Raw genomic sequence first — 26,235 nt, forward strand, 5'->3', positions numbered from 1 at the left:
ACCCCGGCGGTGCCCGGCCGCGGGAGACTGGACAGATGACCCCGGCATCAGATGCGGATCCTCGGCTCGTGGCATCCATTCGCGAACTGCTCGCCGCGCGCGACGCCGACAAGACCATCTGCCCCTCCGAGGCGGCTCGCGCCGTCGGCGGCGACGACTGGCGCGACCTGATGCAGCCAGCACGCGACGCCGCGCACGAACTGGTGGGTCTGGGCGAGGTCGAGGTGACCCAGAAGGGCGAGGTGGTCGACGTGACGACGGCGCGCGGCCCCGTGCGGATCCGCCGGGCGCGCTGACCCCCCTGCTGCGCGCCTCGGAATCGGATCGTTTCGCCGGATTCGGATGCCGGGGCTGCGGCATCCGATTCTGTTGCGCTCGTCCGATTCTGCGGCGCGTGCCGGCGGGTGGGAGCGGGGGTGCTCAGGCGGTGGAGCCGGGGGCGGTCTCGGACGGGGGCGCGGTGCGCTCGCGCGGGAGCTCCAGGGCGACCTTCTTCTCGAGCACGTCGACGGCCTCGTCGGAGAGGAGGATCAGCCCGTCGAGCTCTTCGCGCACGCGACGGTAGGCCAGCTGGCGCTCGTTCGGGGTCGCGGCCTGGTCGGTGGCGACGATGAGCAGCTGCTTGGCCGTGTCGAGCCGCTTGCGTTCGTCGGCCGTGAAGGCCGCGTCCTTCACGCGTCGGGCGTCGCGCTCGGCCACGTCGAAGGCGACCTCGTAGTCGGTGACGGCGTCGCGGTACTCCTTGAGGCGTTCCGGCGAGAGGGTCTCGCCCTCATCGGGGCGCAGTTTGTCGGCCGCTCTCTTCGCGCGCAGGAACGCGGCCGTCAGCGGCTGGCGGCCGTCGCTCATCGCGGGGTAGGTGAGGAGCTTCGTGGCGTCGAGCTCGTACTCGAGCCAGCGGTGCGTGACCTCGTCTTGCGCAGCGACGACGCGCCCTTGGACGCCGCCGACCTCGTCGACCAACGGTGCCACCGCCGCGGGCGCGGGAACGGCGCCCTGGGCCTTCAACAACTCGAGTTGCTCACGATGGCGTCGCCGGGCGGTGACCTCGCGGTGCTTCACACGCGCGTTGACGGCGCCCATCGTCATCCCGAAAAGCGGGAAGACGAGCCACCAGTACTGCCCGGCGAAGGTCCAGAATTCTGTCACGGCGCCATGCTACGCCGGTCGCCTCGCGCGCCCTCAGGAAGCCGGCGGTTGCGGCCGCTCCCGTGCGGGAGGGGGCCACACCGGTCCGGGGCGGGGCGGGGTGGCCCCGGCGTCGGGCCCGGCCTTCTGCGCGCGCTTCGCCCCGCGTTCGTTCCACTTGCCCGCCGCGGCGCGTCCCATCGACTCCATCGAGCGGGCGAGGGCGCGCTGCGCGGTCTCGGCGAGATCGGATGCCACTCGGCTCCACGCGTCGTTACCCTCGACGCTCGGCTGCTCACCGACACGGCGCGCCGCGCGCTCGGCGCGGTCGAAGGCCTGGCCGGTGCGCCGCACGGCATCGCGGTAGGCGAGGAACTCGGCCGGTTCGAGACGCGTCTGGACGGATGCCGGCCGCAGCCACTGCGCACGCTCGTGAGCGCGCAGGAAGTCGGCGAGCAGCGGCGAGCGGGAATCGCTCATCGCGGGGAAGTCGATGGCCAGGCCCGGGTCGGTCTCGTACGCCATCCAGCGTGCGAGGATCGCGTCGTGCTCGGCGAGCAGGTGCGCCACCGGTAGCGGGGCGCTGCCGGAGCGGATGGCGGGGAGCATGGCTTTCGCGGCCTTCACGCCCGCGCGGCGGGCGCGCACCTCGGCGGTCGCCGCGCGCAGATCGCGCTGGGCGTCGGCGAGGCGGCCCCGCGCGGCGGCGACGACGTCGCCCGACACCCGGGATGCCGCTCGCTCGGCCTGGGCGCGGACCACCTCGGCGTCGGCGACCTTCACGTCGGCGCGGCCGCGGGTGACGGCGTTGCGGGCGGTGAGGAGATCGAGCTGGGCGGCGTCGAGTTCGAGGCGGCGCGCGGCAGCCTTGCCCATCGGGCGCGACGCCCAGGCGCGGGCGGCCCGGTCGCCGGTCGTGGTGGTGCCGGCGGGGAGGGCACGGTGGCGGGCCCGGCGCACGCCGATCCAGCCGAGCGTGCCCGCACCGGCCGCTGCGGGGCCGATCCACCACCACTCGACGAGCAAAGCCATCAGTGGTTCCACGGGGTCCATGCTACGTCGGGCGTCCGACATCGCGCCGGGAATCGGCCCGGAGAGGGTCATATCCCCGGGCCGACGGCCTAGGCCGAGACGGTGCGCCGCGGGCGGGCGGCGCAGAAGAACGCCAGCGCGATGATCGCGGTGAGCAGCATGACGGCGGCGAGGGGCGCGGCCGTCGCCGAACCGCCGAGGCTCACCAGCGGAGACACGAGGGCGGCGAGACCGAACTGCAGCGCCCCCAGCGCCGCCGAACCGGTGCCCGCGGCGTCTGGGACAGCGGCCAGGGCCAGCGCTGTGGCGTTGCCCAGCACGAAGCCGAGGCTCGCGACCAGCACGAACATCGGCACCGCGAGCAGGAAGACGGGCGCAGCGATCGCGACCAGCACCGCGAAGGCGACGGCGGCGGCCGTGACGGCCAGCAGCCCGGTACCCAGTACCCCGCGCACCGATCGGGTGGCGGTGAGCTTCGCGGAGACGATGCTCGTGGCCATGAGGCCCAGGGCGTTCACGCCGAACGCGAGGCCGTACCCGGCGCTGTCGAGGCCGATCATGTCCTGGTACACGAAGGGCGACGCCGAGATGTAGCCCATCATGGCGGCGAAGGCGAAGCCGAACGTCGCCGTGTAGCCGACGAACGTGCGTGAGAGCAGGGCGCGCGCGGGCGAGGCCGCGCCCCTCCGCTCTTCGCGCAGCGCGTCGCGACGGGCGCGCAGGTGCGTCTCTCGGACGACGACGAGCAGGGCCACCAGCATGATGATCGCGAGCACGAGCACGATGGCGAGCAGTCCGCGCCACCCGATGGACGACGTGAGCAGACCGCCGACGAGCGGGGCGACCACCGGGGCGACCCCGCCGACGATCATCATCAGTGAGAAGGCGCGGGCCGCCGCCCGACCGGTGGCGAGATCGGAGATGATCGCGCGACCGATCACCATGCCCGCCGCGCCACCGAGCCCCTGCACGAGGCGCGCGGCGATGAGCATGCCGATCGTGGGGGCGAAGACGGCGAGCACGCTCGCCGCGACGCAGAGCACGGCGCCGGCGATGAGCGGGGCGACCCGGCCGAACCGGTCCGACAGCGGGCCGAAGACGAGCTGGCCCGCGGTGACGCCCAACAGGAAAGCGGTCAGCGTGAGCTGCACCGAGGTCGCGGAGGTCTGGAGGTCGCCCGTCATCTCGGGGAAGGCGGGAAGGTACAGGTCGGTCGCGAACGGGGCGACGGCGCTGAGCAGACCCAGCACGACCAGGAGCGCGGGGGTGATGGCGGGGGAGGCCGTGGGAGTCGACGCGGTGCGCGGGGAGCGCTCGGGCGTAAGTGCTGAAGTCATAGTTATTGAAGCATAACTATCTTCGTCGGAAGACGTAAGCTGGAGCCATGAGTTCCGTGACCGATGCCACGTGGGGAGAGTTCGCCGACGTACTCCTCCGCGTCGCACGCGAGCTGGACCCGCACGCCGACTCGGCCGCCGACGTCGTCGCCCTCACGGGCACCGAGCGGCTCGTGATGCGCTGGGTCGACCGGCATCCGGGAACCTCCCCGAGCGCGACCGCGGATGCCACGGGCCTGCGCCGGAGCAACCTCAGCGCCGCCGTGCGCGAACTCGAACGCAAGGGCATGGTCGAGCGCCGCACCGGCAGCGACGACGGTCGTCAGGTGCGGTTGTTCGCCACCGACCTCGCCGCCGAGAACATCGAGCGCCTGCGCGCGTGGTGGGCCGACAGCCTGCGTCAGGCCCTCCCCGCCGACGAGGGCGGGGTCGAGGCGGCCCTGCGCCTGCTCACGCGCATCGACGAGGGGCTCCGATCCTCGCCCACCGCGTGAGGCGTCGTGTGGCGCCGAGCGCGCCGGGCGAGGAGTGGGTCAGCCGAGGATCAGCGAGAGTACGGGTGCGGAAGCCGCAGCGCGGGAGCCCTGGCCGTCGCCGCCGTCTCGCACGGCGACACGCGAACGGCGTCGACCGCTCGGTCTCGAATGGGTGAGGCAATGCGGGTGTGAGATCGTATGGCGGTGAGACAGGTGAAACGTGCCGCACGCCCCGCGGCCATGGTGCGACCGCGCGTCCTGCTCACCCCCGGGCGAGTGATCGCCCTCTCGTTCGGCGGCGTCCTGGCCATCGGCACCGCGTTGCTGAGCCTCCCCGCGGCGACGCAAGAGCGCTCCGCGACCTTCATGGAGGCGCTCTTCACCGCGACGAGTGCCGTGTGCGTCACGGGACACATCGTGGTCGACACCCCGAGATTCTGGTCGCCGTTCGGCCAGGCCGTGATCATGGTGCTCATCCAGGTGGGCGGCTTCGGGGTGATGTCGCTCGCGACGCTGCTCGGTCTTCTCGTGGCGCGGCGACTCGGGCTGCGTACGCGTCTGACGGCGGTGAGCGAAACCCACACTGTCGCCGTCGGCGACGTGCGCCGTGTGCTGATGGGTGTCGCGGTCATCGCCCTGGCGACGGAGGCGGTCGTGGCGATCATGCTGGCGGTTCGGTTCTGGCTCGGCTACGGCGAGTCCTTGCCACGCGCGGTGTGGCTCGGGGTTTTTCACGCGGTGTCGTCGTTCAACAACGCCGGCTTCGCCCTCTTCAGTGACAGCCTCATCTCCTTCGCGACCGATCCGTTCATCTGTCTGCCGATCTGCGCCGCCATCATCCTCGGCGGCCTCGGCTTTCCCGTGATCATGGAGCTCTGGCGTCGGTTCCGATTCCCGCGCCGCTGGACGCTGAACACCGTCACCGTTCTGGTCGGCACGGTCGTGCTCCTCGTCGTCGGTGCCGTCGTGCTCACGGCGCTGGAGTGGTCCAATCCGGCGACCCTCGGCGCGATGGATCCTGCGGGGCGTCTGCTCGCGGGATTCACGATGTCGGTCATGCCGCGCACCGCCGGTTTCAACTCGATCGATGTCGCGCAGATGCAACCGGAGAGCTGGTTCGTCACCGACATCCTGATGTTCATCGGCGGTGGTCCGGCCGGAACGGCGGGCGGGCTGAAGATCACGACGTTCGCCGTGCTCTTCTTCATCGTGCTGGCGGAGTTGCGCGGAGACTCGGCGGTCAACATGTTCGGCAAGCGTCTGCCGCGTTCGACGCACCGAGAAGCACTCACGGTCGCTCTGCTCTCGGTGGCCCTCGTCGTCGGATCGACGCTGGCCATCATGCTGCTCAGCCCCTTCACCTTCGAACGGGTCTTCTTCGAGGTGGTGTCGGCGTTCGCGACGGTCGGCCTGTCGACGGGGATCACCGCCGATCTGCCCGCGCTGGCCCAGCTCATCCTCATCGTCCTGATGTTCATCGGCCGGCTCGGCCCCGTCCTGCTCGGTGCCGCGCTGGCACTGTCGCGGGAGAAACGCATGTACGAACTCCCGAAGGAGCGTCCGATCATTGGATAACGCGAACCCGTTCTTCAGCCGTCGCCGAACGCGCGCTGGCGCGGCCTCATCGATCGCGGTCATCGGCCTCGGTCGCTTCGGCGGCGCCCTCGCCACGGAGCTCGCCCGCAGCGGCAGCGAGGTGCTCGGCATCGACACCGATGAAGACACCGTGCAGTCGTTGAACGGTGTACTCACGCACGTCGTCCGCGCCGATTCGACGAAGCAGGTCGCCCTGGAGCAGCTGGGCGTCGCCGAGTTCGACCGCGTTGTCGTCGGCATCGGCTCGGACATCCAGGCGAGCATCCTCACGACCTCGCTGCTCAAGCGCATGGGAGCCCGCTCGATCTGGGCGAAGGCGATCAGCGAGCAGCACGGCCTGATCCTCGAGCAGCTCGGAATCGAGCACGTCGTATACCCCGAGGCCGATATGGGTCGGCGCATCGCCCACCTCGTTCGCGGGGCCATGCTCGATTACGTCGAGTTCGACCGCGATCTCGTCGTGGCCAAGACCGTGGCACCGCGCGAGATCGTCGGACAGACCCTGGAGGCCTCGGCCGTGCGTCGTCGTCACGGGGTGACGATCGTGAAGATCCGCGGCGCCGATGGCGAGTGGCATGCCGCAGGCGCGGCATCCGTCGTCCGCGAGGGCGACCTGCTGATCGTCATCGGCCCGGTCCAGCGCACCGAGCGGTTCGCCGCCCTCGTCTGAGGATGCTTGCCTACTCGACGTCGCCGACCTCGATGCGGCCGCAGACGACGCCCGTCTCGCGCCACTCTACGCCGCCGCGGAGATGCGCCCCATCACGGAGTACGGACGCGGCGGGTCGCCGCTTGTTCGAGGGGTCGGGCCGCGGGCTCAGCCGAGGATCAGTGAGATGACCGTCGCGCCGCCGCCGGTGAGGACGAGCGCGCCGATCACGATCCAGGCGGTCATCTTGACGCGGCGCTGGCGTTTGTCGCTGAACACGGTCATGTCGTCGTCATCGGTCATCGCGCGTCTCCTCTCGTCGGGCGGTCGGGGATCTCGTCGAGCTCTTCGCCGCGCGGTCCAGCGGGCCGCACGACGGAAGGCTCACGCCACGGGTTCCGCGACGGTGGGACCGAAGACGGCGGGCAGGGTCTCGTTCGACAGGCGGCGCAGCTCCGGAACCGTGACGGTGAAGACGTCCTGGATCTCGAGGGATGCCACCGTGCCGGGCTCGACGTCGGTCACACCGATGCGCAGCACCGGGTAGCCGCGGCCGTTGCACAGGCCTCGGAACTTGACGTCTTCTTCGCGGGGGACGCTGACCAGGACGCGGCCGGTCGACTCGCTGAACAGGGCCGCCGTGGCATCGACGCCGTCGCGCTCCATGAGCTCGGTGAGCCACACGCGCGCACCCACGCCGAAGCGCATGACGCCCTCGGCGAGGGTCTGCGCGAGACCGCCCGACGACAGGTCGTGGGCGCTCGACACGAGCGACTGCGAACCGGCGGCCTTGAGCAGCTCGGCGAGCTTGCGCTCCTGCGCCAGGTCGACCCGGGGCGGGCGGCCGCCGAGGTGGTCGTGGATCGTGCCGGCCCACTGCGAACCGTCGAGTTCGTCGGCGGTGGTGCCGAGCAGGTAGAGGTTTTCACCGGCATCCTGCCAGCCGCTGGGGATGCGGGCCGCGACGTCGTCGATGATGCCCAGGACGCCCACGACGGGGGTCGGGTGGATCGGCTGGTCGCCGGTCTGGTTGTAGAACGAGACGTTGCCGCCCGTGACCGGGATGCCGAGCTCGAGGCATCCGTCGCTCAGGCCCTCGACGGCCCGGCTGAACTGCCACATGACCTCGGGGTTCTCGGGGCTGCCGAAGTTGAGGCAGTCGGTGACGGCCGTGGGCACAGCGCCCGTGACCGCGACGTTGCGGTACGCCTCGGCGAGGGCGAGCTTCGCGCCGTTGTAGGGGTCGAGCTGGTTGTAGCGGCCGTTGCAGTCGGTCGCGATCGCGAAGCCGAGACCGGTCTCTTCGTCGACGCGGATCATGCCGGCGTCGTCGGGGAAGCTCAGGGCCGTGTTGCCGAGAACGTAGTAGTCGTACTGGTTCGTGATCCACGAGGTGTCGGCGAGGTTGGGGCTCGCGACCAGGGTGGTGAACTGCTGGCGGAGGGTCTCGGCATCCGTCGCCCGCGCGAGGGTCGTCGCCGTGTCGTCGTTCAGCGCGTCGATCCACGTGGGGTACGCGACGGGGCGCTCGTACACGGGGCCGTCGACCGCGACGGTCGAGGGGTCGACGTCGACGATGCGCTCGCCGTACCAGTCGATGACGAGGCGGCCGTCTCCGGTGACCTCGCCGAGCACGCTGGTCTCGACGTCCCACTTGCCGACGACGGCGAGGAACGCGTCGAGCTTCTCGGGCGCGACGATCGCCATCATGCGCTCCTGCGATTCCGACATGAGGATCTCTTCGGGCGTGAGCGAGGGGTCGCGCAGCAGCACCTTGGAGAGCTCGACCTTCATGCCGCTGTCGCCGTTGGCGGCGAGCTCGCTCGTCGCGCACGAGATGCCGGCGGCCCCGAGGTCCTGGATGGCCTCGACGAGGTCGTCTTTGTACAGCTCGAGGCAGCACTCGATGAGCACCTTCTCGGCGAACGGGTCGCCCACCTGCACCGCGGGGCGCTTGGTGGGGCCGCCGTCGGCGAAGGTGTCGGATGCCAGGATGCTGGCGCCGCCGATACCGTCGCCGCCCGTGCGGGCACCGAACAGCACGACCTTGTTGCCCACCCCGGTCGCGTTGGCGAGCTTGACGTCTTCGTGGCGCATGACGCCCACCGCGAGGGCGTTGACCAGCGGGTTGCCCTGGTAGACGGCGTCGAAGACGGTCTCGCCGCCGATGTTCGGCAGGCCCAGGCAGTTGCCGTAGAACGAGATGCCGCTGGTGACGCCGTGCACGACGCGGGGGGTGTCGGGGTGGTCGATGGCGCCGAAGCGCAGCTGATCCATGATCGCGACCGGGCGCGCGCCCATCGAGATGATGTCGCGCACGATGCCGCCGACGCCGGTGGCCGCGCCCTGGAACGGCTCGATGTAGCTGGGGTGGTTGTGCGACTCGACCTTGAAGGTGACCGCCCAGCCGTCGCCGACGTCGACGACGCCGGCGTTCTGGCCCATGCCCACCATGAGGCGGGTCTTCATCTCGTCGCTGACCTTCTGGCCGAACTGGCGCAGGTAGATCTTGCTGGACTTGTAGGAGCAGTGCTCGCTCCACATGACCGAGTACATCGCCAGCTCACCGCTGGTGGGGCGGCGGCCCAGGATCTCGCGGATTCGGGCGTACTCGTCGCTCTTGAGACCGAGGGCACCGTAGGGCTGCTCTTTCTCGGGCGTCGAGATGGCGTTCTCGACGGTGTCGGCGAGTGCCGTACGGGCGGCGGATTCGGGTGAAGTGGTCACGCGGCTGAGCTCCAGAAATCGCAGGGGCCGGACGGAGTCAGTCTAGTTGGGTGGTCGGACATCGCCGGGGCCGTCTGCGGGCGGCCCGCTCGGGGCGTTCGGGCGCACGGTCGGTGATTCTCACAACGTCGGTTCGATTCGGGCTCGATCGGCTGAGGTTGCGCGAATCGCTGAGGTTTCGTGCGGGCGGGGGCTCGTGGCATCCGGGCTGAGGGTGCGCGGATCGCTGAGGGCGTGCGGCGGCCGCCCGGCCGCGCGATGCCCGGCGGTAGGGTGCAGACACCCGCCCCGACCGAAGGTGCCCATGCGCGTCGTGATCGCCCCCGACAAGTTCAAGGGCACGCTCACCGCCCAGGAGGCGGCGGATGCCATGGCCTCGGCGGTCCGCGAGCGGTGGGCCGAGGCCGAGACCGTCGTCCTCCCCATGGCGGACGGCGGTGACGGCACGCTCGACGCCCTCGGCGGCCCGACCCGTCGCGACACCGTCACGGGGCCGCTCGGTCTTCCGGTCGCCGCCGCCTGGCGCCTCGACGGTGACAGTGCCGTGATCGAGTCGGCCGCGGCATCCGGGCTCGTCCTCGCCGGAGGTGCGCGAGGCAACGACCCGTGGGGCGCCACGAGCCGCGGCGTCGGCGAGTTGCTGGCTCTCGCCCTCGACGCCGGGGCGACGCGGATCGTCGTGGGAATGGGCGGATCGGCGATGACCGACGGCGGGCGCGGGGCGCTCGACGCGCTGGGCGCTCGCGTTCCTTTCCCGCCGGGAGTCATCGTGCTGACCGACGCCACCGCCGCGTTCGGCGATGCCGCGCGCGTGTTCGGCCCGCAGAAGGGGGCCGATGCGGCGATGGTCGAGCGCCTCACGGCGCGACTCCAGACGGATGCCGCGGAGTGGACCGCACGGTTCGGTCGCTCGCTCGACGGGGTGGCGCGGACGGGCGCGGCCGGGGGCCTGTCGGGTGCGCTGTTCGCCGCCGGGGCGGAGCTCGTCGACGGTGCCGCCTTCGTCGCCACCGCGCGGGGCCTCGACGCGGCGATCTCCGGAGCCGACCTCGTGCTGACGGGGGAGGGTGCGTTCGACGCGACCACCCTCGAGGGCAAGGGGCCGGGTCACGTGCTCGCGCTCGCCGCGGGGTACGGCGTGCCCGCCGCCCTGATCGCCGGGAACGTGGCCCCGGGAGTCGGCGGCCCCCACGTCTTCTCGATGACCCGGATCGTGGGGGCGGACCTGGCCTGGCGCGACCCGGTCGTCGCCCTCCGCGCGGCGACCGCGGAGGCCCTGTCGCGGCTCGATCGCTGACCGCCCTGGAGCGGATGGCAGGCGGAACGCGGCACCGGCCCGGGTGTCGGGGAAGGGGGCCCGCCGTTGTGCACGGCGGGCCCGGCGGTCAGGACGCGGTCTTCGCGATGCGCACCCGGATGTCCTTCATCAGCGGCTGGTCGCTCTGGCGGCTGTAGTCGTCGGGACCGAGCAGCACGTTCAGCTCGGGGAAGTAGCCGGCGGCGCTGCCGCGCGGGGTGTCGTACTCGAGCGCGCGGAAGGCCGTGACGCTGCGGACCGACCCGTCGCGCGAGGTGGCGACGATGTCGACCAGGTCTCCCTCGGCGATGCCGCGCTCTTTCATGTCGCGACGGTGCATGAACACCAGCTCGCGGATGTTGCGGACGCCGCGGTACCGGTCGTCGGCCGAGTAGATCGTGGTGTTCCACTGATCGTGCGAGCGCATGGTCTGCAGGACCAGCACATCGGCTTCCTCGGGGATGACGTTGGGCAGCTCGGCATCCGAGAACTCCGCCTTGCCCGACGGGGTCTGGAAGTCGCGCTCGCGAGCGGGCTGCGGAATGCGGAAGCCGTACTGCTGGCGGACGAGCTCGTTGAAGCCCTCGAAGCCCGGCAGCACCTTCGCCATGGTGTCGCGGATGCGGTCGTAGTCGCCGACGTACCACTCCCACGGCGTCGCCGACTCGGGCATCGTCGCGCGGGCCATGCGCGCGATGATCTCGGGCTCGCTGAGCAGGTGCGACGATGCCGGGCGGCGGGAGCCGAGCGACAGCATGACCGAGCTCATGGCATCCTCGGTCGAGATCGACTGGGGGCCCGCCTCTTGCACGTCGCGTTCGGTGCGGCCGAGGCACGGGAGGATCAGCGCGTCCTTGCCGTGGGTCAGGTGACTGCGGTTGAGCTTGGTGCTCACGTGCACCGTCAGCTCGCACCGGCTCATCCCCTCGGCGGTGAGGGCGGTGTCGGGGGCCGCCCGCACGAAGTTGCCGCCCATACCGACGAACACCTTGACGTCGCCGCGGTGCAGGCCCGCGACCGTGTGCACGGTGTCGAGGCCGGGCTCGCGGGGCGAGACGATGCCGCAGACCTCGTCGAGCTTGGCGAGCCATTTCTCGGTGGGCTTGTGGTTGATGCCGCAGGTGCGGTTGCCCTGCACGTTGCTGTGACCGCGCACGGGTGAGGGGCCGGTGCCCGTGCGGCCGACGTTGCCGCGCAGCAGCAGCAGGTTGACAATCTCGCGCACCGTGTCGACGCCGTGCTGGTGCTGGCTGACGCCCAGGCACCAGCTGATGACCGTGCGCTCGGCGCTCAGGTAGACGTCGGCGGCTCCTCGGATCTCGGCCTCGGTGAGTCCGGCCTGCTCGACGAGCTCGTCCCAGCCGGTCGCCTCGACCAGGGCGCGGTAGGCGTCGAGGCCCGTCGTGTACTCGTCGAGGAAGGCCTGGTCGAGCGCGGCGGGGTCGGTCTCGGACGCCTCGAACACGACCTTGGCCATGCCGCGGATGAGGGCGAGGTCGCCGCCGGGGCGCACCTGCAGGTTCATCGTGCTGGTGGGAGTGGACTGGAACGTCGCCATGTCGACGATCTCGTGGGGCACGATCGTGCGGGTCGCCGCGGCCTCGCGCAGCGGGTTCACGTGCACGACCTGGGCACCGCGGTCGACGGCCTCGGCGAGGCTCGTGAGCATGCGCGGAGCGTTCGAGGCGGCGTTGACGCCGAGCACGAAGAGGGCGTCGCAGCTCTCCCAGTCTTCGAGGTCGGCGGTGCCCTTCGGGGTGGCGAGCGAGGCAGTGAGGCCGCGTCCCGAGCCCTCGTGGCACATGTTGGAGCAGTCGGGGAGGTTGTTCGTGCCGAGCTCGCGCGCGAACAGCTGGTACAGGAACGACGCCTCGTTGCTCAGGCGCCCTGAGGTGTAGAACGCCGCCTGGTCGGGCGAGTCGAGCGCGGTGAGGTGCCGCGCGATCATTCGGAAGGCGTCGTTCCACGAGATCGGCACGTAGTGATCGGATGCCGCGTCGTACGCCAGGGGGCCGACGAGGCGACCGGCGTCTTCGAGGTCGAAGTCGGTCCACTGCGACAGCTCGGTCACGGAGTGCGCGGCGAAGAACTCCTTGCCGACGCGCTTGTGCGTCATCTCCCACGTGACGTGCTTGATGCCGTTCTCGCAGATGTCGAGGGCGACGCCCTTGTCGTCGGGCCACGCGCAGCCGGGGCAGTCGAACCCGCTCTTGGGGTGGTTCATCGTGAACATCGCGCGCGTCCCCGCGACGGGCTGGCGCTGCTCGAGCAGCACTTTTCCGACCGAGAAGGCGGCCCCCCAGCCGGCGGCCGGGTGCTCGTACTCGCCGGTGCTCGACCACTCGGTCGTGACCGCCGGGCCGAGCCCGCCCTGTCGCGGCTTCTCGGCCATCAATCCGAACGACTCGCCCATGTTCACCCTCCGAAGTCTTCAGCGCCGGGGCGGTGGCATCCACCCCCACCCCCGTGCGCGTTCGTCAGCGTACGCTCGCGACCTCGTCCGTCGCGGGGGTTGTGGACGGCGCCTGGATGCGATCCGCTCGCGTGTACAGGTTCATGCTGCCACCGCGGACGAACGCGGCCAGGGTGAGCCCCGCACGGTCGGCCAGCTCGACGGCGAGAGAGGAGGGCGCCGACACCGCCGACAGGACCGGGATGCCGGCCATCACGGCCTTCTGCACCAGCTCGAAGCTCACGCGGCCCGAGACCTGCAGCACCGTCCCCCGCAGCGGCAGGCGGTCGTTCAACAGCGCCCACCCGACGACCTTGTCGACGGCGTTGTGCCGACCGACGTCTTCGCGGGCCACGAGCATCGCGCCGCTCGCGACGTCGAAGAGGGCGGCGCCGTGCAGCCCGCCGGTCTTGTCGAACGTCTTCTGCTGCTCGCGCAGGCGGTCGGGGAAGGCCGCGACGTCGTGCGCCGACACCTGGATGCCGTCGGACGAGACGTCGTAGGACGACACCTTCTCGACCGCCTCGATGGAGGCCGTGCCGCAGACGCCGCACGAGCTCGTCGTATAGAACGAGCGGGCGATGTCGGGCGAGGGGAGGGCGACGCCCGGTGCGAGCGTGAGATCGAGCACGTTGTACGTGTTGCCGTCGGCACCGCCGGTGCCGGGGCCGCCGCAGTGGATCGCCCGGGCGAACTCGTCGCCGCGGCTGATCACGCCCTCCGACACGAGAAAACCGGCGGCCAGTTCGACGTCATGACCCGGGGTGCGCATCGTGACGGCCAACGGCGACCCGGCGACGCGGATCTCGAGCGGCTCTTCGACGGCGATGGCATCCGGTCGCTCGCGACGGACCCCGTCGAGGGTGAGGCGGGTGACGCGGCGGGAGGCGGTGAGGCGGCCCACGTCAGGACCGGAGGAACGCACGGAGGGGGCTCATGGATCGAGCGTACGCCCGGCGGCGCCGACCGGATCGGGAGGGGCGGGGAGGGTGGATCCGGGGGCGGGGACTACGGGGATCCGCTTCGTCGGGCGTCCGGGGCCGCCGACGCGGGACGCGTCGTGGGAGCGCATCCACCCGCGGAATCACGCGGAAGGCGTTCATTCGCATTCATGCGAATACAGATTTCGGAGTTTTTTTCAATCCCGACGTGACGATTCCTGCACCCGGTACGTCTTATCCCTGTAGGCCAAAGCGCCCACCCCGGAACGACCGGGTCACGACTGTTGAAAGGCACGGACATGGCTGAGAACGCCCCCACCACCCCCGCCGCGCAGAACGTCCCCCAGACGGCGTCGCGCGTGAACCGCCCGCTGAGCGCCCGCGGACAGGACGCCCACACCGAGGGCAAGACCACGATCGCCGAGGGCGTCGTCGCCAAGGTCGCCGGGATCGCTGCCCGCGAGGTCGCCGGTGTGTACGCGCTCGGCGGCGGCGGAGCCCGCGCGCTGGGTGCCATCCGTGACGCGATCAACGCCACCGACCTGACGCAGGGCGTCAAGGTCGAGGTCGGCGAGACCCAGGCCGCCGCCGACATCACCATCGTCGTCGAGTACGGCGCCCCCATCCAGGAAGTCGCCGACCAGGTGCGCGGACGCGTCGCCGGTGCCATCAACCGTCTCGTCGGCCTCGAGGTCGTCGAGGTCAACGTCGACGTGAACGACGTCCACATCCCGGGCGACGACAACAACGACGACGACAGCAACGAAAAGCGCGTCCAGTGAGCGCCACGACGAAGGGCGCCCTGGTCGGGCTCGTCCTGGCCCTCAGCGCCCTGATCTTCGGCTTCTGGGGATTCATCCTCGTCGCCCTGTTCATGGCGATCGGAATCGTCGTCGCCCGCATCACGGCGGGTGAGATCGACTTCGGCAACATCGTCAACGCCTTCAAGGGTCGGAGCACATCGTGACCACCGTCACCGCTTCTCCCGGGGTCGGCAACCGCAGCTCGGTTGCCGGCCCCGGCCTCCCCGCGGGCCGCGTCGCCATCTCGGACCGCGTGCTGCAGAAGACCGCGGAGCGGGCCGCCGCCGACATCATCGGCGTGGATGCCAAGAACGTCCGCGTCGAGATCGTCTCGTCCCGCGACACGGCCGTGGTCCGCGTGACCTCGGCCTTCCCCGTGCCGCGCCTCGACGACACCGAGGCCGTGCGCGCCGCCACCCCCGTGCTGGAAGCCGCCCGCGTCGCCCAGAGCGAGCTGCGGTCGCGTCTGACCCGCCTGTTCGGCCGCGAGGTCTCGCGCGTCGACCTGACCATCTCGGGCGCCTCCGCCCCCCAGCGAAAGCGAGTGCTGTGATGACCGACGCCGTGCTCCGCACCGTCGTGCGCCGCGAGACCCACTCGCCGCGCACCGTGGCCATGATCGTCGTGGCCGTGCTGCTCCTTCTCGTCCTGGCCTACGCCGCGGTCGAGATCATCCTCAACCTGGTCGGGCAGCCCGCTCTGCTCGTCGCCCCCGGCGAGGCGCTGAACGCCCTCGTCGCGGCCCCCACCGCCTTGCTTCCCGTCGCGTTCATCGTCGGCGGCATCGTGCTCGCCCTCGTGGGCGTCCTCGTGCTCGTGCTCGCGCTCAAGCCCGGACGCCTGTCGCGTCACGAGATGGCGTGGGGTGAGCGTGCCGTCGTCGTCGACAACGGCGTCGTTGCCTCCGCCGTCGCGCAGCACCTGAGCAACGAGTCGGGCATCGCCCGTGACGACATCGTCGTGGGCGTGGCCCACCGCTCGGTCGACGTGACCGTGCGGCCCCCGGTCGGCATCCCCGTCGACGAAGCCGAGCTGCGCCGCCTCGTCGAAGAAGAGGTCACCTCGTACAAGCTCTCGCCCGCCGTGCGCACCCACCTGCGCGTGCAGCGTCCCGACACCAAGGAGTCCCGATGAATGCGACGCGTCGCGGTCTGAACCGCTTCCTGCTCTTCCTGGTCGCCGTCGTGCTGCTGGCCGCCGGTGCCCTCGCTCTGCTCGTCGGGCTCGCCCCCGGCGGAGCCGACACCTGGACCTCGGTCATGGGCGGCTTCCAGGGCTGGCTCGTGGGCCTCGGTCGCGAGTCCGCCGGCTGGGGAGCGGTCGCCGCCTTCGTGGTGCTGGCCGTCATCCTCATCGTCATCGCCTCGTCCGCCGTGCGCGGTCGTCGTCAGGCACCCCTGCAGTCCACCGGCAGCGCGAGCGACGAGGGCCGCATCACGGTCACCGACAACTTCGCCTCCGAAGCGCTGAAGAACGCCCTGGCCGAGCGCGACGAGATCCTCTCGGCCCGCATCACCGCCGGCGAGATCAACAAGGAGTCGGTGCTGCACGTCGCGGTGACCCCGCGACAGAACACCTCTCCCCGCCAGGTGGCCGAGCACGTCGACACCCTCGTGTCGAACCTCGCCGCCCTGACGGGTCAGAACCTGCGCGCCTACATCTCGATCCACTCGGGTCTGCGCGCGAAGCTCGCGCACGACAACACCCGCGTGCGCTGACACCCCACAAGGAGACGTCATGACCACCATCGACCCCGCCATCGACCCCCCGGCCCTGGACGCCGCGGCCGCGCTCGCCGCGACCGCCGCCGGATCCGTCACGGGCGTCCACTCCCTCGGCAGCCTGCTGGGGCGTGCGTCGGATGCCGTCCGGGAGCGCGTGGGACTCGCGAGCACCGCGCCCGGTGTGAAGATCGACACCGATCGCGCCGACTCCGTCACCGCCACCATCTCGCTCGTCGTGGACTACCCGCACAAGCTGCGCGAGGTGTCGGATGCCGTGCGGACCGCCGTCCGCGACGCGCTCGAGCCCCTCGGTCGCGGTCGGATCGACGTCGACGTGGTCGTGACGGGCGTCTTCGGCCCGTTCGACCGTGACGTCGTCGACGAGGCGGAGCAGAAGGCGGATGCCGTCTCGGCCCGCGCCCGTGACGTCGCCGGCGAGGTGAAGGAGCGCACGGATGCCGTTGCCGCCCGCGCATCGGTGGCGGTCGACGACATGAAGGCGAAGTCGAAGGACGTCGCGGCCGGTGCCTCGGCTGCCGTCGATGACGCGGTGGCGAAGTCGAAGGACCTCGCCGCCAGCGCGTCGGAGACCGTCGACGTCGCCGTGGCCAGGTCGAAGGACGTCGCCGCCGGTGCCGCAGCCGCTGTCGAGCAGACGGTGCAGGCGGCACGCGAGCGGGTGGCCTCCGCCGATGCGGACGCGGACATCGCTGCGGCGGACCGCGTCACGGAGGGCCTCGAGCCCGAGAGCCCCGTCACGAGCACGCCCGCCGACGACCGCGGAGACGTGCGCGACGTGGTCGCCGAGGCCCTCGAAGACGCCGCGGTCGACCTCGCGATCGCTGCCGACGAGGTACGCACCGACGACGAGACGCCGGCGACGGACAGCGTGCAGTCGGTCGTGGAAGACGACCGTCCCCGCCCCTGACCCCAGGCACGACGAAAGGGCGCTCCGGCTTCGGCCGGGGCGCCCTTCGCGTCGCCGTCGGCGATCTCGGTGCCCGAGCCGTCGCCGACCGCCCGTGCACAACTCCGGAGGATCGGGCGGTGCGCGGGGGCCGATACGCGGATTTCCGCCCCCGCGGCGGACGGGTGCCGCCAGAACTCAGGAGTTGTGCACGCCGCGGCGCCCCGACGCCGCGCTGCGGAGCGCCGCGGGGCGAGCGCGGCGCTCGGCCTGCCGCCGCGTCGTCGGAGGCCCGAGTTCATCCGACACGGGGAACCCCGGGTCAGCGCGTGTCGAGCGCCCGCAGATACCGCCGCGTCATCCAGGCCTGCACGACACGGCCGAGCGGTGCGCCCACGCGCGTGAACCAGCGGCCCGGTGCCGAGAAGGCCGCGATGTCGAACGCCACCTCGCCCGATGGGCGCAGCGTCAGCGTGAAACGTTCCTCGCCGCGTTCGGGGTGGCCCGCACGCGTGCCGTAGGCGAAGCCGGCCGAGGTGTCGGTGCGCTCGGCCCACACGACGAGGCAGGGGATGCGGAACGCCAGGATGCCGAGACCCAGGCGCATCGTCACGCGCGTGCCCTCGCGCATCGGCGTCTCGGACAGCTCGACCCGGGCGCCGGCGCGCCGCTGGGCCTCACCCGCGAGGAGGGCGTCGGCCGCGCGCTCGAAGTCGCCGCGGCCGTGCCCGATCACGCGGTGGCCGCGGACGTGGTGGTACCCCGGGGGCATCTCGCCGGCCGTCGCGCCGACCTCGTCGTAGGTCAGGTCGTCCATGTCTTCACGGTAGACCGGGCGCGTCCGGGACTTCGGGGGTTGCGGCGAGGTGACGAGCGGAGGATGTGGGACCGCCGGAGGGCGTGATGAGCGGAGGGTGTGATGAGCGGAGGGCGTGGGACCGGCGGAGGGCGAGAGACCGCTCTCGCGTCCTCCGCTTGTCCCACGCCCTCCGCTGGCCCCGCTCTCCGCCCTCGCGCGCCGCCCCGCGCCCGGCGCAGCCCAGCCCCGCGCCGAGGCCTCGATGTCGCGCAGCCCGCTCGCGCGGCCCCCGCTCGCCCTGCGCGCCTGCGCAGCCCGTCCGCGCAGCCCCCGCTCGCCCCGCGCGCCTGCCCAGCCCGCGCGCGCGGCCCCCGCTCGCCTGCCCGCCCCACCCACGCAGCGCCCGCCCGCACACCCCCCCCGCGCCTACGCTGGAACCATGCCCGTCCCCTCCGCACGGACCCCCGCGTGATCGACGTCGCCGACCACCTCGCCGCCGTCCTCGACGCGGTCGAGCCCCTCGACCCCGAGTCGCGCGACGTGGCGGCGGCCCGTGGCCGGGTGCTGCGGCATCCGGTGCGGGCGGCCGTCGACGTGCCGGCCTTCGACTGCTCGGCCATGGACGGCTTCGCCGTCCGCGATCTCGCGCCCGCGACCCTGCGCGTGGTCGCCGATCTTCCCGCGGGGACCGACCTCGACCCGCGGATGGATGCCGGCGACGCGGCCCGCATCATGACGGGGGCGCCCGTGCCCACCGATGCCCTCGCCGTCGTCCCGTTCGAGGACACCGCGCGTGGCCTCGCCGGCGGTGTCGAGTCGGTCACGATCGTCGTGTCTCCGCGAGGACCCGGTGCCCACGTCCGCCGCCGCGGCTCCGACGTGCGCGCGGGCGACCTCGTCGTCGCCGACGGACTGCGGGTCACCGCGGCGCGGGCGGGTGCCATCGCGGCATCCGGAGTCGGCACGGTCACCGTGTCGCGCGCCGCTCGCGTCGCGGTCGTGTCGACCGGCTCGGAGCTCGTCGCCCCGGGTGCGCCGCTGGCGCGCGGTCGGATTCCCGAGTCGAACAGCGTGCTGCTCGCCGGGCTCGCCGAAGAGGCGGGTGCCGAGGTCGTGCTGCGCACGAGCGTGGGCGACGAGGGCGACGGACCCCGCCGGGCGATCGCTGCGGCGGAGGCGGCCGGGGCCGACGTCGTCGTGTTCTCGGGCGGCGTGAGTGCCGGGGCGTACGAGGTCGTGAAGAACACCCTCGGCGACCTCATGCGCTTCGACCGCGTGCGCATGCAGCCCGGAAAGCCGCAGGGTTTCGGGCGCACCCCCGAGGGAACCCTGCTGTTCGGCCTCCCCGGCAACCCGGTGAGCGCGGCGGTGTCGTTCGAGCTGTTCGTGCGGCCCGCGCTGCGCGCGCTCGAGGGCGATGTCGACCTCGGTCGCGCCGCCGTGCGCGTGGCGCTCGCCGCGGGGTGGCGTGCGCGTCCCGAGCGGGTGCAGTACGTGCCGGTCGCCCTCGACCGTCGTGACCCGTCGCGCTGGCTCGCTCGCCCGGTCGAGCGCGGCACCCGCGGCTTCGGCGATGCCGACGGCCTGGCGGTCGTCCCCCCGGGCGAGACCGATCTCGTCGCGGGCGATCTCGTGAGCGTGACGCTGTGGTGAGGGCCGACGCGATCCTGCTGGCCGGGGGGCGCGGATCGCGGGTGGGCGGGGCGGTGAAACCCCTGTTCGAGGTGAACGGCACGACGCTCCTCGTCGCAGCGATCACCGCCGTTCGCGCGGCGGGGGTGGAGCGCATCGTCGTCGCCGCGCCCGAGCTCGCCCCCGGCCTCGACGTCGAGTGGGTGCGCGAGGAGCCCCCGTTCGGCGGCCCGGTGGCGGGGATCGTCGCTGCCCTGTCGTCGGTGGATGCCGACGAGGTCTACGTCGTCGCCTGCGACCTGCCGACCGTGGGGCAGGCGGTGGCGCTGCTGCCCGATGCGCTCTCGCCGGGCGTCGACGGCGTCTGCCTCGACGACGGTCGACGCCAGTGGCTGATCGGCCGGTACCGGACGGCGGCGCTGCGTGCAGCGGCATCCCCTCTTCCCGACCGCGGACGCGATGCGTCGATGCGGGCACTGCTCGGGGGGATGACGGTGACCCCGGTGTCGGTCGACCCGTCCCTGACGCGCGACGTCGACACGTGGGACGATCTTCGAGCAGCCCGAGCCCGGTGACCCTCGCGCCCGCCGTGCACAACGGCGGGGCGGTGGGGAGACACGCCGGTGACAAGGCGCTTCGAGGCGGCGGGTCGTGGCGCGGCCCGCGTTTGTGCACGGCGGCGCGGGATGCCGCGGCGCCCTGACGCACGACGTCGACACGTGGGACGATCTTCGAGCAGCCCGAGGAGGAGCAGCCATGACCGAACCCCGCACCCTGCCGCCCGAGGCGCTCAACGATTGGAGCGCGGCGCTCGCCGAGCGCTTCGACCTGGGCGAGGGCGACATCCCCATCTCGCTGATCCTCGACCTCGCTCGCGACGTCGCGAACGGCGTGGCGCGGCCCGCGGCGCCGCTGAGCGCGTTCGTCGCGGGGCTCGTCGCCGGTCGCGCGGGCGGCTCACCGGCCGACACCGAGGCCGCGGTGGCGGCGGTCGTGGAACTCGCGCGCGGGTGGGAGAACCGCTGAGACGCCGGGGCTCGGCCGGCACGGGCCGGGGCGGCGGACCGCGCGGACGCAGGTGGGGGTGCTAGCGAGCGCTGCCGATGACGTCGACCGCGAAGCCCCCCGACGCCGTCTCGAGACGCGAGTCGTTCGTCCAGAGAGCGCGGCACCCGGCCCGTCGGGCGACGGCGAGATGCAGGGCATCCGCCGTCTGCAGGCCTCGATAGCGGGCACGCAGCAACGCCGCGTCGAGAAAGGCGTCGGGGTCCACCGGCAGCAGTTCGAGAGCATCGAAGGCGCTCCACATGGTCGACTGCGCCTGGGCGTCGGCATCCCGTATCGGTTTCACGAGCGCCTCGAGCATGACCAGGGGGCTCGTCGCGAGCGGCTTGTCGTCAGCGATCACCGCAGTGACAAACGCGACGCGGAGGTTCCGTAGATCAGCGGCGTTCTCATCGTCGGTCCACCATGGTGCATGTCGTGAGGAAGGAGATCAGCCGGGTCCCGTCGTCCGTGCGGAACACCTCGTCCAGCGCGACGTTGAACTCCTCGTGCCGCGCGTAGGGGATGTTGATGGGCTCGAAGCCCGACTGGACCAGCGCGCCCGTCATCATGATTCTGGCGGTGCGTTTGTTCCCGTCGAAGTAGAACTGGGACCGGGTTGCCGAGGCGAAGTACACCAGGGCGCGGGCTCTCGGATCGCCGAGTGCGCCGAGCCCGGCGAGCAGGTTCGTGTAGTCCTCCCGGAGCTGCTCCCCGTTCTTCCCTGTCGGGTCACCGTCGACGGTCCCGCCGCTGGCGAGCGTGACGGAACCGCCGCCGTGCACGCTCCCCTCGCCACGGAAGTTGCCCGACTCGATCGCTTCGTATCTGGCAATCACACCGTGGATGCGGTCACTCATCTCTTTGCGCAGCGAGAAGGAGCCGTCACGCACCGCGCTGATCATCAGGCCCATGCCCTCGCTCAGGGCGAGGATCTGCTCCGCCTCCTCGAGCTTCTTCCCACCGACGGTGACACCATCCAGCAGGGTCTGCACCTGCGGCAGCGTGAAGGTGTTGCCCTCCAGGGCGGCCGCGTTCCAGACGAGTTCGGGCAGCGACTTCTCTAGGCGGAAGAGCGACCGCTGCACCGCAGACGGCTCGACGAGTTCGAAGTTGACCGCACCCGGTCGCCAGGTGATCCGGCCCGTGCGCTGCTCACGGGTGGCGTCGCCGACGAACGGATCACGGATCGAGGCCCCCGCCTGGTGTCGGTCACGGTTCTCCTGCGCACGCTTGGCGAAGTCCGCCGCGGTCATACCCCACTTCTTCGGAGACCGCTCCTCCGTGCTCTCTTCGCTCATCGTTCACCACCCTTCGGTGATCTCGTCGGCCAGCTGGTCGTAGCCCAGTCCGTACAGGTCGATCGCCGCCTGGATCGGCGAGACGATCTGCTGCTCCCAGTCCGGCGGGATCATCATGTCGACCAGGTAAGCCTGCATCGTAGGCGCGACCAGAACACCGGCCGGCTGATACTCGTCGACCTCGCGCATCGTCGCCGACAGCCGCTCGGCCACCGCGTCGGTATCCGTCGACCAGACCACCACGGGACCGGGGTCCGGGGCGTGGCCGAGGTAGGCGCGAGCAGCCGCAACTCCCGAAAGTGCCCCACTCAGCGGACGCAGTGCACTGTTGGCCACCTCGATCGTCTGCTGCTGCGTGAGCCCCGGCTTCGGGGCGAAGAACCGGGCACCCTTCCGGTGCTGCGCGGCCGAGTACCGGCCCGCCAATTCGAGCAGTCGATTCCGGTCGGGGCCGGCGTGACGCTCGAGGCGAGCCATCCATTCGTCGATCTGCTGGACTTCCTCAGGTGACGTCATCCCCCAGCCCTCAAGATCTTCCCGGGTCGGGATGGCCGGGTCGGCAACTACTCGCGCCGCCACGGCGGCTGCCGGGTCGCTCACGGGCACCAGCTGCACGTCGATGTCGTACCCGGCCGCCAGCGCGAGCTCGCGTAGCGTCTCGATCGTCGGCGCGGACACTCCATCGCGCACCCGGCGCACGGTCATACGAGAGAGCCCGGTCGCGCGCGCCGTTGCGGTCGGCGTGCGCCCGAGGAGCTCGATCAGAGACGGAACATCCATGTGTCTAGGGTAACAAGTATGTGTCGTGTGACACAAGGATGTGCCAGGCACTGACGGGCGAGGGGGCGGTGCTTTGCCATGACCCCGCCCCGGGCGAGCGAGTCGCAGACCCGGTTGCTTCGAGCGGGGTCACGGCCCGACATACTCCCCACGCGGTCGCAGGCGCATCGGCGCTTCGGCGTACTCCGCGGCGATGTGCGCGATCCACCCCGACAGCCGGCCCACGACGAAGATCGAGCTCGCCGCGTCGTCGGGGAGACGGGCTCCGGATGCCAGGGCGGCCAGCGCGAGATCCACGTTGGGCCGCGCGTGCGCACGGGCGGCGACGGTGTCGCTGAGCCGGGTGACGGCATCCATCGTTCCTTCTCCGTCGGGGAGCTGCGCCAGCAGCGGGAAGAGCGCGTCGGCGCGGTCGTCGACACCGCTGTACAGGGGATGCCCGAAGCCCGGGATGCCGTTGCCGTCCTGCACCGCGTCGGCCAGCGCGCGCTCGGGTTCACGGCCCCGGCGCACCTGCGTGAGCAGGCGGGAGGTGCGGGTGGCGGCGGCGATGTGCAGGGGTGAGTCGGCGGCTCCCAGAGCTGCGCCGACCGCCGCGTACCCGTCGGCGCGGGCCGAGGCCGCCACCCGCGCGGCGAAGGTCGACACGGCCAGGTCGTGATCGATGAGCAGGATGAGCGCCGCGTTGATCGCGCGGACGGTGGGGTCGTCGCTCACGCCCCAGGCGCCGGCCAGGGAGCGCGCCACGTCGAGCTGCGCGTCGCCGCCGAGAGCGACGGGGAGCCCGGTGAGCAGGGTCCAGCCGATGCGGTGAAGGGTCGTGGGGGCGGTGTCGTGGCGGAGCGGGTCGTCGGCGGCGAACCCGGTGAGGGCGGCACGCAGGCGATCCATGGCCCCCGCGTGCGGGGGGAGGGCCTCGACCATGGCGCGGGCGCTGCCGATCGCGGTGTCGGGGGCGTCGATCCGCTCCGCGCCCCACAGCCACGCGACGACCTCGGCGAACGGCTGGTCGATGAGGTCGCGGGCACGCCGGCCCCGGTACAGCAGCTCGCCGTCTTCGATGTCGGCGATGTCGGTCTGCACGATGCCCAGCGGCATCCCCGTCGTGGGGTGGGTCGGGGTGCGCCCGGCCGTGCGTCGCCGCCCGGCCGCGAAGGCCTCGAGCTCGAGGGCGTCGAACGTCGAGCCGTGCGCGTCGCGTTCGCGCGTCACGAGGCCGCGCGAGACGTAGGCGTAGAGGGTCTGCGGTTTCACCCCGAGACGGGCGGCGGCCTGCGCGGCGGTGAGGCGGGGGAGCGGGGCGGTCATGATGATCCGATCAACGTTGACGCTGGGTTCGTCATGTTCGCACACTGGGCGCATGAGCGAGCTGATCGACGTACCCCGCGGTCTGTACGGCGTCGTCGCCGCCGAGACCACCATCGGCGACGTGCACGGCGAGGCCGGGTACTTCCACTACCGCGGGCACTCCGCCGTCGAGCTGGCGCGCGAGCGCTCGTTCGAGGAGGTCTGGCATCTGCTCGTCGTCGGACAGCTTCCCGACGCCGGCCGTCGTGCCGCGTTCGCGGAACGCATCGCCGCGGCCCAGGCGGATCCCCGGATGCCGGAACTGATCGCCGCCGTCGCGATGCACACCGACCAGCCGCTCGCGGCGCTGCGTGCGGTGTGGACGCTCGCGGCATCGGTCCGCCGATCCGCGGCGCTCTACGACCTCGACCCCGATGCGCGGCTCGACGAGGCGATCCGGTTCGCGGCGATCGCCCCGCTCGCCCTCGCGCCGCACCGCGGGGCAGCGGGAGCCGGGGTGGTCGCCGACTACCTCGAGCGCGTCACGGGTGCGACGCCCGACGCGGCGCACGTACGGGCGCTGTCGGCGTACCTGATCGCGGCGATGGACCACGGCTTCAACGCCTCGACGTTCACGGCCCGGGTCATCGCGTCGACGGGGGCAGACCTGGCATCCTGTCTCACCGGCGCGCTCGGCGCGCTCTCGGGTCCGCTGCACGGCGGAGCCCCGGCGCGGGCGCTCGACAGCCTCGACCGCGCGGGCGACGATCCGTCGGCCTGGATCGCCGGCGAGCTCGCCGCGGGGCGCCGGCTCATGGGCTTCGGGCACGCGGTGTACCGCACGGCCGACCCGCGCTCGGAGCTGCTGCGCGGCGTCGCCCGCGACCTCGGCGGTCCGCGCGTGGCGCAGGCGCTGGCCTTCCAAGAGGAGGCGGAGCGGCAGCTGGCGGCCCGGCACCCCGAACGCCCGCTGCACGCGAACGTCGAGTTCTACGCCGCGGTGGTGATGGAGCAGTGCGGCATCGCGCGCGACATGTTCACGCCCACCTTCGCTCTCGCGCGCACGATCGGCTGGACGGCCCACGTGCTCGAGCAGGCGCGCGACCCCAAGATCATCCGCCCGTCGGCGCGGTACGTCGGGCCGGCGTTCCGAGGCTGAGCCGAATGCCGCGGTTCTAGGGCCGCGACACCCCGGAAGAAGGATGCCGTGGGGCGGTGTGCATGCGGGGTTCAGCCGCGTTGGCGGCGTCCCGCCCTCGCAGCGAACGCGTCGATGGCGTGCAGGATCTCTTCGCTACGCCAGAACGGTCCGAGCTTGTGCTCCGCTTTCGAGCGCACGATGCCGGCGTCGACGAGCGCCTTCAGTGGCGGGTACGCGTTGGGCTGTGCGATCCCCAGCTCTTCGGCGGCGGTCGCCGAGTCGAGAACGGGCCGGGAAACGAAGACGTCGAGCAGTCGCCAGGCGTTGGAGTCGCGTCGGGCGGTCAGTCGATCGTTCCAGGATGCGCGGATGTCGTCGATGTCGGAAACGAGCTCGCGACTGTTCGCGACCGCGCGAAATGCTGCGGCTGCGAAGGCGCGAACGATGTCGTTCGGGTCTCCGTCTCGATAGGCGGTCAGCGCGGCGTGGTAGCCGTCGACGTCGGCCAGGAGGCCGGCGGAAACCGGGATGGCGACGTTCCTGGTGACACCTCGGTAGCGGAGCATCGACTGTGCCAGGGCTCGACCCGTTCGGCCGTTGCCGTCGGTGTAGGGGTGGATCGCCTCGAACTGCGCGTGGGCGATCGCGACGGAGACGAGAGACGGCACGTCCCAGCGGGTCGAGAAGCCAGCGAGGTCTTCGACGAGAGACGCAACGTGTTCGTGGTGCGGCGGGACGAACTCGGCACCGACGGGTGAGTCGCCTCGGGTTCCGATCCACACCTGTTCCGTCCGGTACTCACCGGGGGCGTGCCTCGGCTGCGACTCCATCAAAACGCGGTGCATCGCAGCGATGCTGGCCGGCGTGATCTGCGCCGCGAGATCGAGGGCTGCGTGCAGCGAGCGGGTGTTCGCGGCGATCAGTTCGGCGTTGCGGGATCCCTTCGCGCCGAGCTCCGCGGAGAAGATCGCACGAGCCGACGCGGTGAGGTTCTCGATCTGCGACGAGGAAGCGGCCTCCGACCGCAGGAGGACCGGGGCGAAGCCCGCGACCCGGCTGCCGAGTTCGGCATCGAAGCGTGCGAGTTCGGCCGCCGCTTCCTCCGCCTCCGCAGCGACCTCAGGGACCAGTGAGGGGTTGAGGGAGGCGATTGTCGGCGGCACGGAGGCCTCATAGCGAACG

Annotated in this window: 28 protein-coding genes; 15 read left to right on the forward strand and 13 right to left on the reverse strand. The window is 71.7% G+C overall.

Annotation, left to right across the window (positions count from 1 at the left end; translation table 11 throughout):
* Positions 1 to 35: 35 nt before the first annotated feature.
* Positions 36 to 296: a DUF3253 domain-containing protein gene (locus tag ASF96_RS01410; RefSeq protein WP_055935289.1), complete on the forward strand. Its 261-nt coding sequence runs from the start codon at positions 36 to 38 to the stop codon at positions 294 to 296.
* Positions 297 to 420: 124 nt separating this feature from the next.
* Here ASF96_RS01410 and ASF96_RS01415 read toward each other — a convergent pair whose 3' ends face one another.
* The 3 genes from ASF96_RS01415 to ASF96_RS01425 form a co-directional block, all read right to left on the reverse strand.
* Positions 421 to 1,149: a hypothetical protein gene (locus tag ASF96_RS01415; protein WP_055935290.1), complete on the reverse strand. Its 729-nt coding sequence runs from the start codon at positions 1,147 to 1,149 to the stop codon at positions 421 to 423.
* Between the two features lie 33 nt (positions 1,150 to 1,182).
* Positions 1,183 to 2,160 carry a hypothetical protein gene (locus ASF96_RS01420; RefSeq protein WP_055935292.1) on the reverse strand — a complete coding sequence of 326 codons (978 nt, stop codon included), beginning with the start codon at positions 2,158 to 2,160 and terminating at the stop codon, positions 1,183 to 1,185.
* Positions 2,161 to 2,249: 89 nt separating this feature from the next.
* A complete protein-coding gene (locus ASF96_RS01425) occupies positions 2,250 to 3,497 on the reverse strand; it encodes a multidrug effflux MFS transporter (RefSeq protein WP_055935294.1) in 1,248 nt (415 codons plus the stop codon).
* A 47-nt stretch (positions 3,498 to 3,544) separates the two neighbouring features.
* Between ASF96_RS01425 and ASF96_RS01430 the strand changes: the two genes are divergently transcribed.
* The 3 genes from ASF96_RS01430 to ASF96_RS01440 all read left to right on the forward strand — a co-directional run bounded on the left by ASF96_RS01430 (position 3,545) and on the right by ASF96_RS01440 (position 6,239).
* Positions 3,545 to 3,991, forward strand: a complete 447-nt coding sequence (locus ASF96_RS01430) for a MarR family winged helix-turn-helix transcriptional regulator (RefSeq protein ID WP_156458673.1) — start codon at positions 3,545 to 3,547, stop codon at positions 3,989 to 3,991.
* 186 nt (positions 3,992 to 4,177) lie between these two features.
* Positions 4,178 to 5,548 carry a TrkH family potassium uptake protein gene (locus ASF96_RS01435; protein ID WP_327037373.1) on the forward strand — a complete coding sequence of 457 codons (1,371 nt, stop codon included), beginning with the start codon at positions 4,178 to 4,180 and terminating at the stop codon, positions 5,546 to 5,548.
* Positions 5,541 to 6,239 (forward strand): potassium channel family protein, encoded by a 699-nt coding sequence (locus ASF96_RS01440; RefSeq protein ID WP_055935296.1) that lies wholly within the window; start codon positions 5,541 to 5,543, stop codon positions 6,237 to 6,239. The genes ASF96_RS01435 and ASF96_RS01440 overlap by 8 nt, the downstream gene beginning before the upstream one ends.
* Positions 6,240 to 6,386: 147 nt before the next feature.
* Here ASF96_RS01440 and ASF96_RS17490 read toward each other — a convergent pair whose 3' ends face one another.
* Together ASF96_RS17490 and purL are read right to left on the reverse strand one after the other, a co-directional pair.
* Positions 6,387 to 6,521, reverse strand: coding sequence for a hypothetical protein (locus tag ASF96_RS17490; protein ID WP_268768477.1), 135 nt, complete (start codon positions 6,519 to 6,521; stop codon positions 6,387 to 6,389).
* 81 nt (positions 6,522 to 6,602) lie between these two features.
* Entirely contained in the window at positions 6,603 to 8,945 is a 2,343-nt protein-coding gene (purL, locus tag ASF96_RS01445) for a phosphoribosylformylglycinamidine synthase subunit PurL (RefSeq protein WP_055935298.1), read from the reverse strand.
* Positions 8,946 to 9,249: 304 nt separating this feature from the next.
* On the opposite strand from purL, the gene ASF96_RS01450 reads away from it, so the two are divergent.
* The gene (locus ASF96_RS01450) at positions 9,250 to 10,242 is read left to right on the forward strand and encodes a glycerate kinase (protein ID WP_055935300.1); all 993 of its coding nucleotides are present in this window, start codon (positions 9,250 to 9,252) and stop codon (positions 10,240 to 10,242) included.
* Positions 10,243 to 10,330: 88 nt separating this feature from the next.
* On the opposite strand, the gene ASF96_RS01455 is transcribed toward ASF96_RS01450, so the two are convergent.
* Positions 10,331 to 12,655, reverse strand: a complete 2,325-nt coding sequence (locus ASF96_RS01455) for an FdhF/YdeP family oxidoreductase (protein WP_055937563.1) — start codon at positions 12,653 to 12,655, stop codon at positions 10,331 to 10,333.
* A 64-nt stretch (positions 12,656 to 12,719) separates the two neighbouring features.
* Positions 12,720 to 13,598, reverse strand: a complete 879-nt coding sequence (gene fdhD / locus ASF96_RS01460) for a formate dehydrogenase accessory sulfurtransferase FdhD (protein WP_055935302.1) — start codon at positions 13,596 to 13,598, stop codon at positions 12,720 to 12,722.
* A gap of 336 nt (positions 13,599 to 13,934) precedes the next feature.
* Here fdhD and ASF96_RS01465 point away from each other — a divergent pair, with 336 nt between their 5' ends.
* The 6 genes from ASF96_RS01465 to ASF96_RS01490 are packed head-to-tail and all read left to right on the forward strand — an operon-like array spanning position 13,935 to position 17,090.
* Complete coding sequence (locus ASF96_RS01465; protein WP_055832194.1) at positions 13,935 to 14,417, forward strand: Asp23/Gls24 family envelope stress response protein; 483 nt, start codon at positions 13,935 to 13,937, stop codon at positions 14,415 to 14,417.
* The gene (locus ASF96_RS01470; RefSeq protein WP_055832192.1) at positions 14,414 to 14,602 is read left to right on the forward strand and encodes a DUF2273 domain-containing protein; all 189 of its coding nucleotides are present in this window, start codon (positions 14,414 to 14,416) and stop codon (positions 14,600 to 14,602) included. The genes ASF96_RS01465 and ASF96_RS01470 overlap by 4 nt, the downstream gene beginning before the upstream one ends.
* Entirely contained in the window at positions 14,599 to 14,991 is a 393-nt protein-coding gene (locus tag ASF96_RS01475; protein WP_055832190.1) for a hypothetical protein, read from the forward strand. The genes ASF96_RS01470 and ASF96_RS01475 overlap by 4 nt, the downstream gene beginning before the upstream one ends.
* The gene (locus tag ASF96_RS01480; RefSeq protein ID WP_055935304.1) at positions 14,991 to 15,572 is read left to right on the forward strand and encodes a hypothetical protein; all 582 of its coding nucleotides are present in this window, start codon (positions 14,991 to 14,993) and stop codon (positions 15,570 to 15,572) included. Before ASF96_RS01475 ends, ASF96_RS01480 begins: the two co-directional genes overlap by 1 nt.
* Positions 15,569 to 16,156: a hypothetical protein gene (locus ASF96_RS01485; RefSeq protein WP_055832186.1), complete on the forward strand. Its 588-nt coding sequence runs from the start codon at positions 15,569 to 15,571 to the stop codon at positions 16,154 to 16,156. Before ASF96_RS01480 ends, ASF96_RS01485 begins: the two co-directional genes overlap by 4 nt.
* Before the next feature lie 19 nt (positions 16,157 to 16,175).
* On the forward strand, positions 16,176 to 17,090 hold the full coding sequence (locus tag ASF96_RS01490; protein ID WP_055935306.1) for an Asp23/Gls24 family envelope stress response protein: 915 nt from the start codon (positions 16,176 to 16,178) through the stop codon (positions 17,088 to 17,090).
* Positions 17,091 to 17,391: 301 nt separating this feature from the next.
* Here ASF96_RS01490 and ASF96_RS01495 read toward each other — a convergent pair whose 3' ends face one another.
* Positions 17,392 to 17,886, reverse strand: coding sequence for a DUF1990 family protein (locus tag ASF96_RS01495; protein ID WP_055935308.1), 495 nt, complete (start codon positions 17,884 to 17,886; stop codon positions 17,392 to 17,394).
* A gap of 450 nt (positions 17,887 to 18,336) precedes the next feature.
* Between ASF96_RS01495 and ASF96_RS01500 the strand changes: the two genes are divergently transcribed.
* The 3 genes from ASF96_RS01500 (at position 18,337) to ASF96_RS01510 (ending at position 20,526) form a co-directional block, all read left to right on the forward strand.
* Positions 18,337 to 19,521, forward strand: coding sequence for a molybdopterin molybdotransferase MoeA (locus ASF96_RS01500; protein ID WP_055935310.1), 1,185 nt, complete (start codon positions 18,337 to 18,339; stop codon positions 19,519 to 19,521).
* On the forward strand, positions 19,515 to 20,075 hold the full coding sequence (mobA, locus tag ASF96_RS01505; protein WP_055935312.1) for a molybdenum cofactor guanylyltransferase: 561 nt from the start codon (positions 19,515 to 19,517) through the stop codon (positions 20,073 to 20,075). Before ASF96_RS01500 ends, mobA begins: the two co-directional genes overlap by 7 nt.
* Before the next feature lie 181 nt (positions 20,076 to 20,256).
* Positions 20,257 to 20,526, forward strand: coding sequence for a DUF6457 domain-containing protein (locus ASF96_RS01510; RefSeq protein WP_055935314.1), 270 nt, complete (start codon positions 20,257 to 20,259; stop codon positions 20,524 to 20,526).
* A gap of 61 nt (positions 20,527 to 20,587) precedes the next feature.
* On the opposite strand, the gene ASF96_RS01515 is transcribed toward ASF96_RS01510, so the two are convergent.
* The 4 genes from ASF96_RS01515 to ASF96_RS01530 all read right to left on the reverse strand — a co-directional run bounded on the left by ASF96_RS01515 (position 20,588) and on the right by ASF96_RS01530 (position 23,933).
* Positions 20,588 to 20,908: a type II toxin-antitoxin system VapC family toxin gene (locus ASF96_RS01515; RefSeq protein ID WP_055832176.1), complete on the reverse strand. Its 321-nt coding sequence runs from the start codon at positions 20,906 to 20,908 to the stop codon at positions 20,588 to 20,590.
* A gap of 46 nt (positions 20,909 to 20,954) precedes the next feature.
* On the reverse strand, positions 20,955 to 21,845 hold the full coding sequence (locus ASF96_RS01520; RefSeq protein ID WP_200934053.1) for a hypothetical protein: 891 nt from the start codon (positions 21,843 to 21,845) through the stop codon (positions 20,955 to 20,957).
* 3 nt (positions 21,846 to 21,848) lie between these two features.
* Complete coding sequence (locus ASF96_RS01525) at positions 21,849 to 22,625, reverse strand: helix-turn-helix domain-containing protein (RefSeq protein WP_055832174.1); 777 nt, start codon at positions 22,623 to 22,625, stop codon at positions 21,849 to 21,851.
* A gap of 129 nt (positions 22,626 to 22,754) precedes the next feature.
* Entirely contained in the window at positions 22,755 to 23,933 is a 1,179-nt protein-coding gene (locus tag ASF96_RS01530; protein ID WP_055935316.1) for a citrate synthase, read from the reverse strand.
* 52 nt (positions 23,934 to 23,985) lie between these two features.
* Here ASF96_RS01530 and ASF96_RS01535 point away from each other — a divergent pair, with 52 nt between their 5' ends.
* Positions 23,986 to 25,071 carry a citrate/2-methylcitrate synthase gene (locus tag ASF96_RS01535; protein WP_055935318.1) on the forward strand — a complete coding sequence of 362 codons (1,086 nt, stop codon included), beginning with the start codon at positions 23,986 to 23,988 and terminating at the stop codon, positions 25,069 to 25,071.
* 71 nt (positions 25,072 to 25,142) lie between these two features.
* Here the strand turns inward: ASF96_RS01535 and ASF96_RS01540 are convergent, their stop codons facing one another.
* Entirely contained in the window at positions 25,143 to 26,216 is a 1,074-nt protein-coding gene (locus ASF96_RS01540) for a Fic family protein (RefSeq protein ID WP_235560504.1), read from the reverse strand.
* Positions 26,217 to 26,235 lie beyond the last annotated feature (19 nt).

The sequence above is a fragment of the Microbacterium sp. Leaf179 genome (genome assembly GCF_001423785.1).
Lineage (GTDB): Bacteria > Actinomycetota > Actinomycetes > Actinomycetales > Microbacteriaceae > Microbacterium.

Excerpts from the sequence above, each read along its gene's own strand:
- ASF96_RS01410 (WP_055935289.1), top strand. The coding sequence starts at position 36 with ATGACCCCGGCATCAGATGCGGATCCTCGGCTCGTGGCATCCATTCGC.
- ASF96_RS01420 (WP_055935292.1), bottom strand. The coding sequence starts at position 2,160 with ATGGCTTTGCTCGTCGAGTGGTGGTGGATCGGCCCCGCAGCGGCCGGT.
- ASF96_RS01425 (WP_055935294.1), bottom strand. The coding sequence starts at position 3,497 with ATGACTTCAGCACTTACGCCCGAGCGCTCCCCGCGCACCGCGTCGACT.
- ASF96_RS01430 (WP_156458673.1), top strand. The coding sequence starts at position 3,545 with ATGAGTTCCGTGACCGATGCCACGTGGGGAGAGTTCGCCGACGTACTC.
- ASF96_RS17490 (WP_268768477.1), bottom strand. The coding sequence starts at position 6,521 with ATGACCGATGACGACGACATGACCGTGTTCAGCGACAAACGCCAGCGC.
- ASF96_RS01450 (WP_055935300.1), top strand. The coding sequence starts at position 9,250 with ATGCGCGTCGTGATCGCCCCCGACAAGTTCAAGGGCACGCTCACCGCC.
- ASF96_RS01455 (WP_055937563.1), bottom strand. The coding sequence starts at position 12,655 with ATGGGCGAGTCGTTCGGATTGATGGCCGAGAAGCCGCGACAGGGCGGG.
- ASF96_RS01465 (WP_055832194.1), top strand. The coding sequence starts at position 13,935 with ATGGCTGAGAACGCCCCCACCACCCCCGCCGCGCAGAACGTCCCCCAG.
- ASF96_RS01480 (WP_055935304.1), top strand. The coding sequence starts at position 14,991 with ATGACCGACGCCGTGCTCCGCACCGTCGTGCGCCGCGAGACCCACTCG.
- ASF96_RS01485 (WP_055832186.1), top strand. The coding sequence starts at position 15,569 with ATGAATGCGACGCGTCGCGGTCTGAACCGCTTCCTGCTCTTCCTGGTC.
- ASF96_RS01490 (WP_055935306.1), top strand. The coding sequence starts at position 16,176 with ATGACCACCATCGACCCCGCCATCGACCCCCCGGCCCTGGACGCCGCG.
- ASF96_RS01495 (WP_055935308.1), bottom strand. The coding sequence starts at position 17,886 with ATGGACGACCTGACCTACGACGAGGTCGGCGCGACGGCCGGCGAGATG.
- ASF96_RS01510 (WP_055935314.1), top strand. The coding sequence starts at position 20,257 with ATGACCGAACCCCGCACCCTGCCGCCCGAGGCGCTCAACGATTGGAGC.
- ASF96_RS01520 (WP_200934053.1), bottom strand. The coding sequence starts at position 21,845 with ATGAGCGAAGAGAGCACGGAGGAGCGGTCTCCGAAGAAGTGGGGTATG.
- ASF96_RS01525 (WP_055832174.1), bottom strand. The coding sequence starts at position 22,625 with ATGGATGTTCCGTCTCTGATCGAGCTCCTCGGGCGCACGCCGACCGCA.
- ASF96_RS01530 (WP_055935316.1), bottom strand. The coding sequence starts at position 23,933 with ATGACCGCCCCGCTCCCCCGCCTCACCGCCGCGCAGGCCGCCGCCCGT.
- ASF96_RS01535 (WP_055935318.1), top strand. The coding sequence starts at position 23,986 with ATGAGCGAGCTGATCGACGTACCCCGCGGTCTGTACGGCGTCGTCGCC.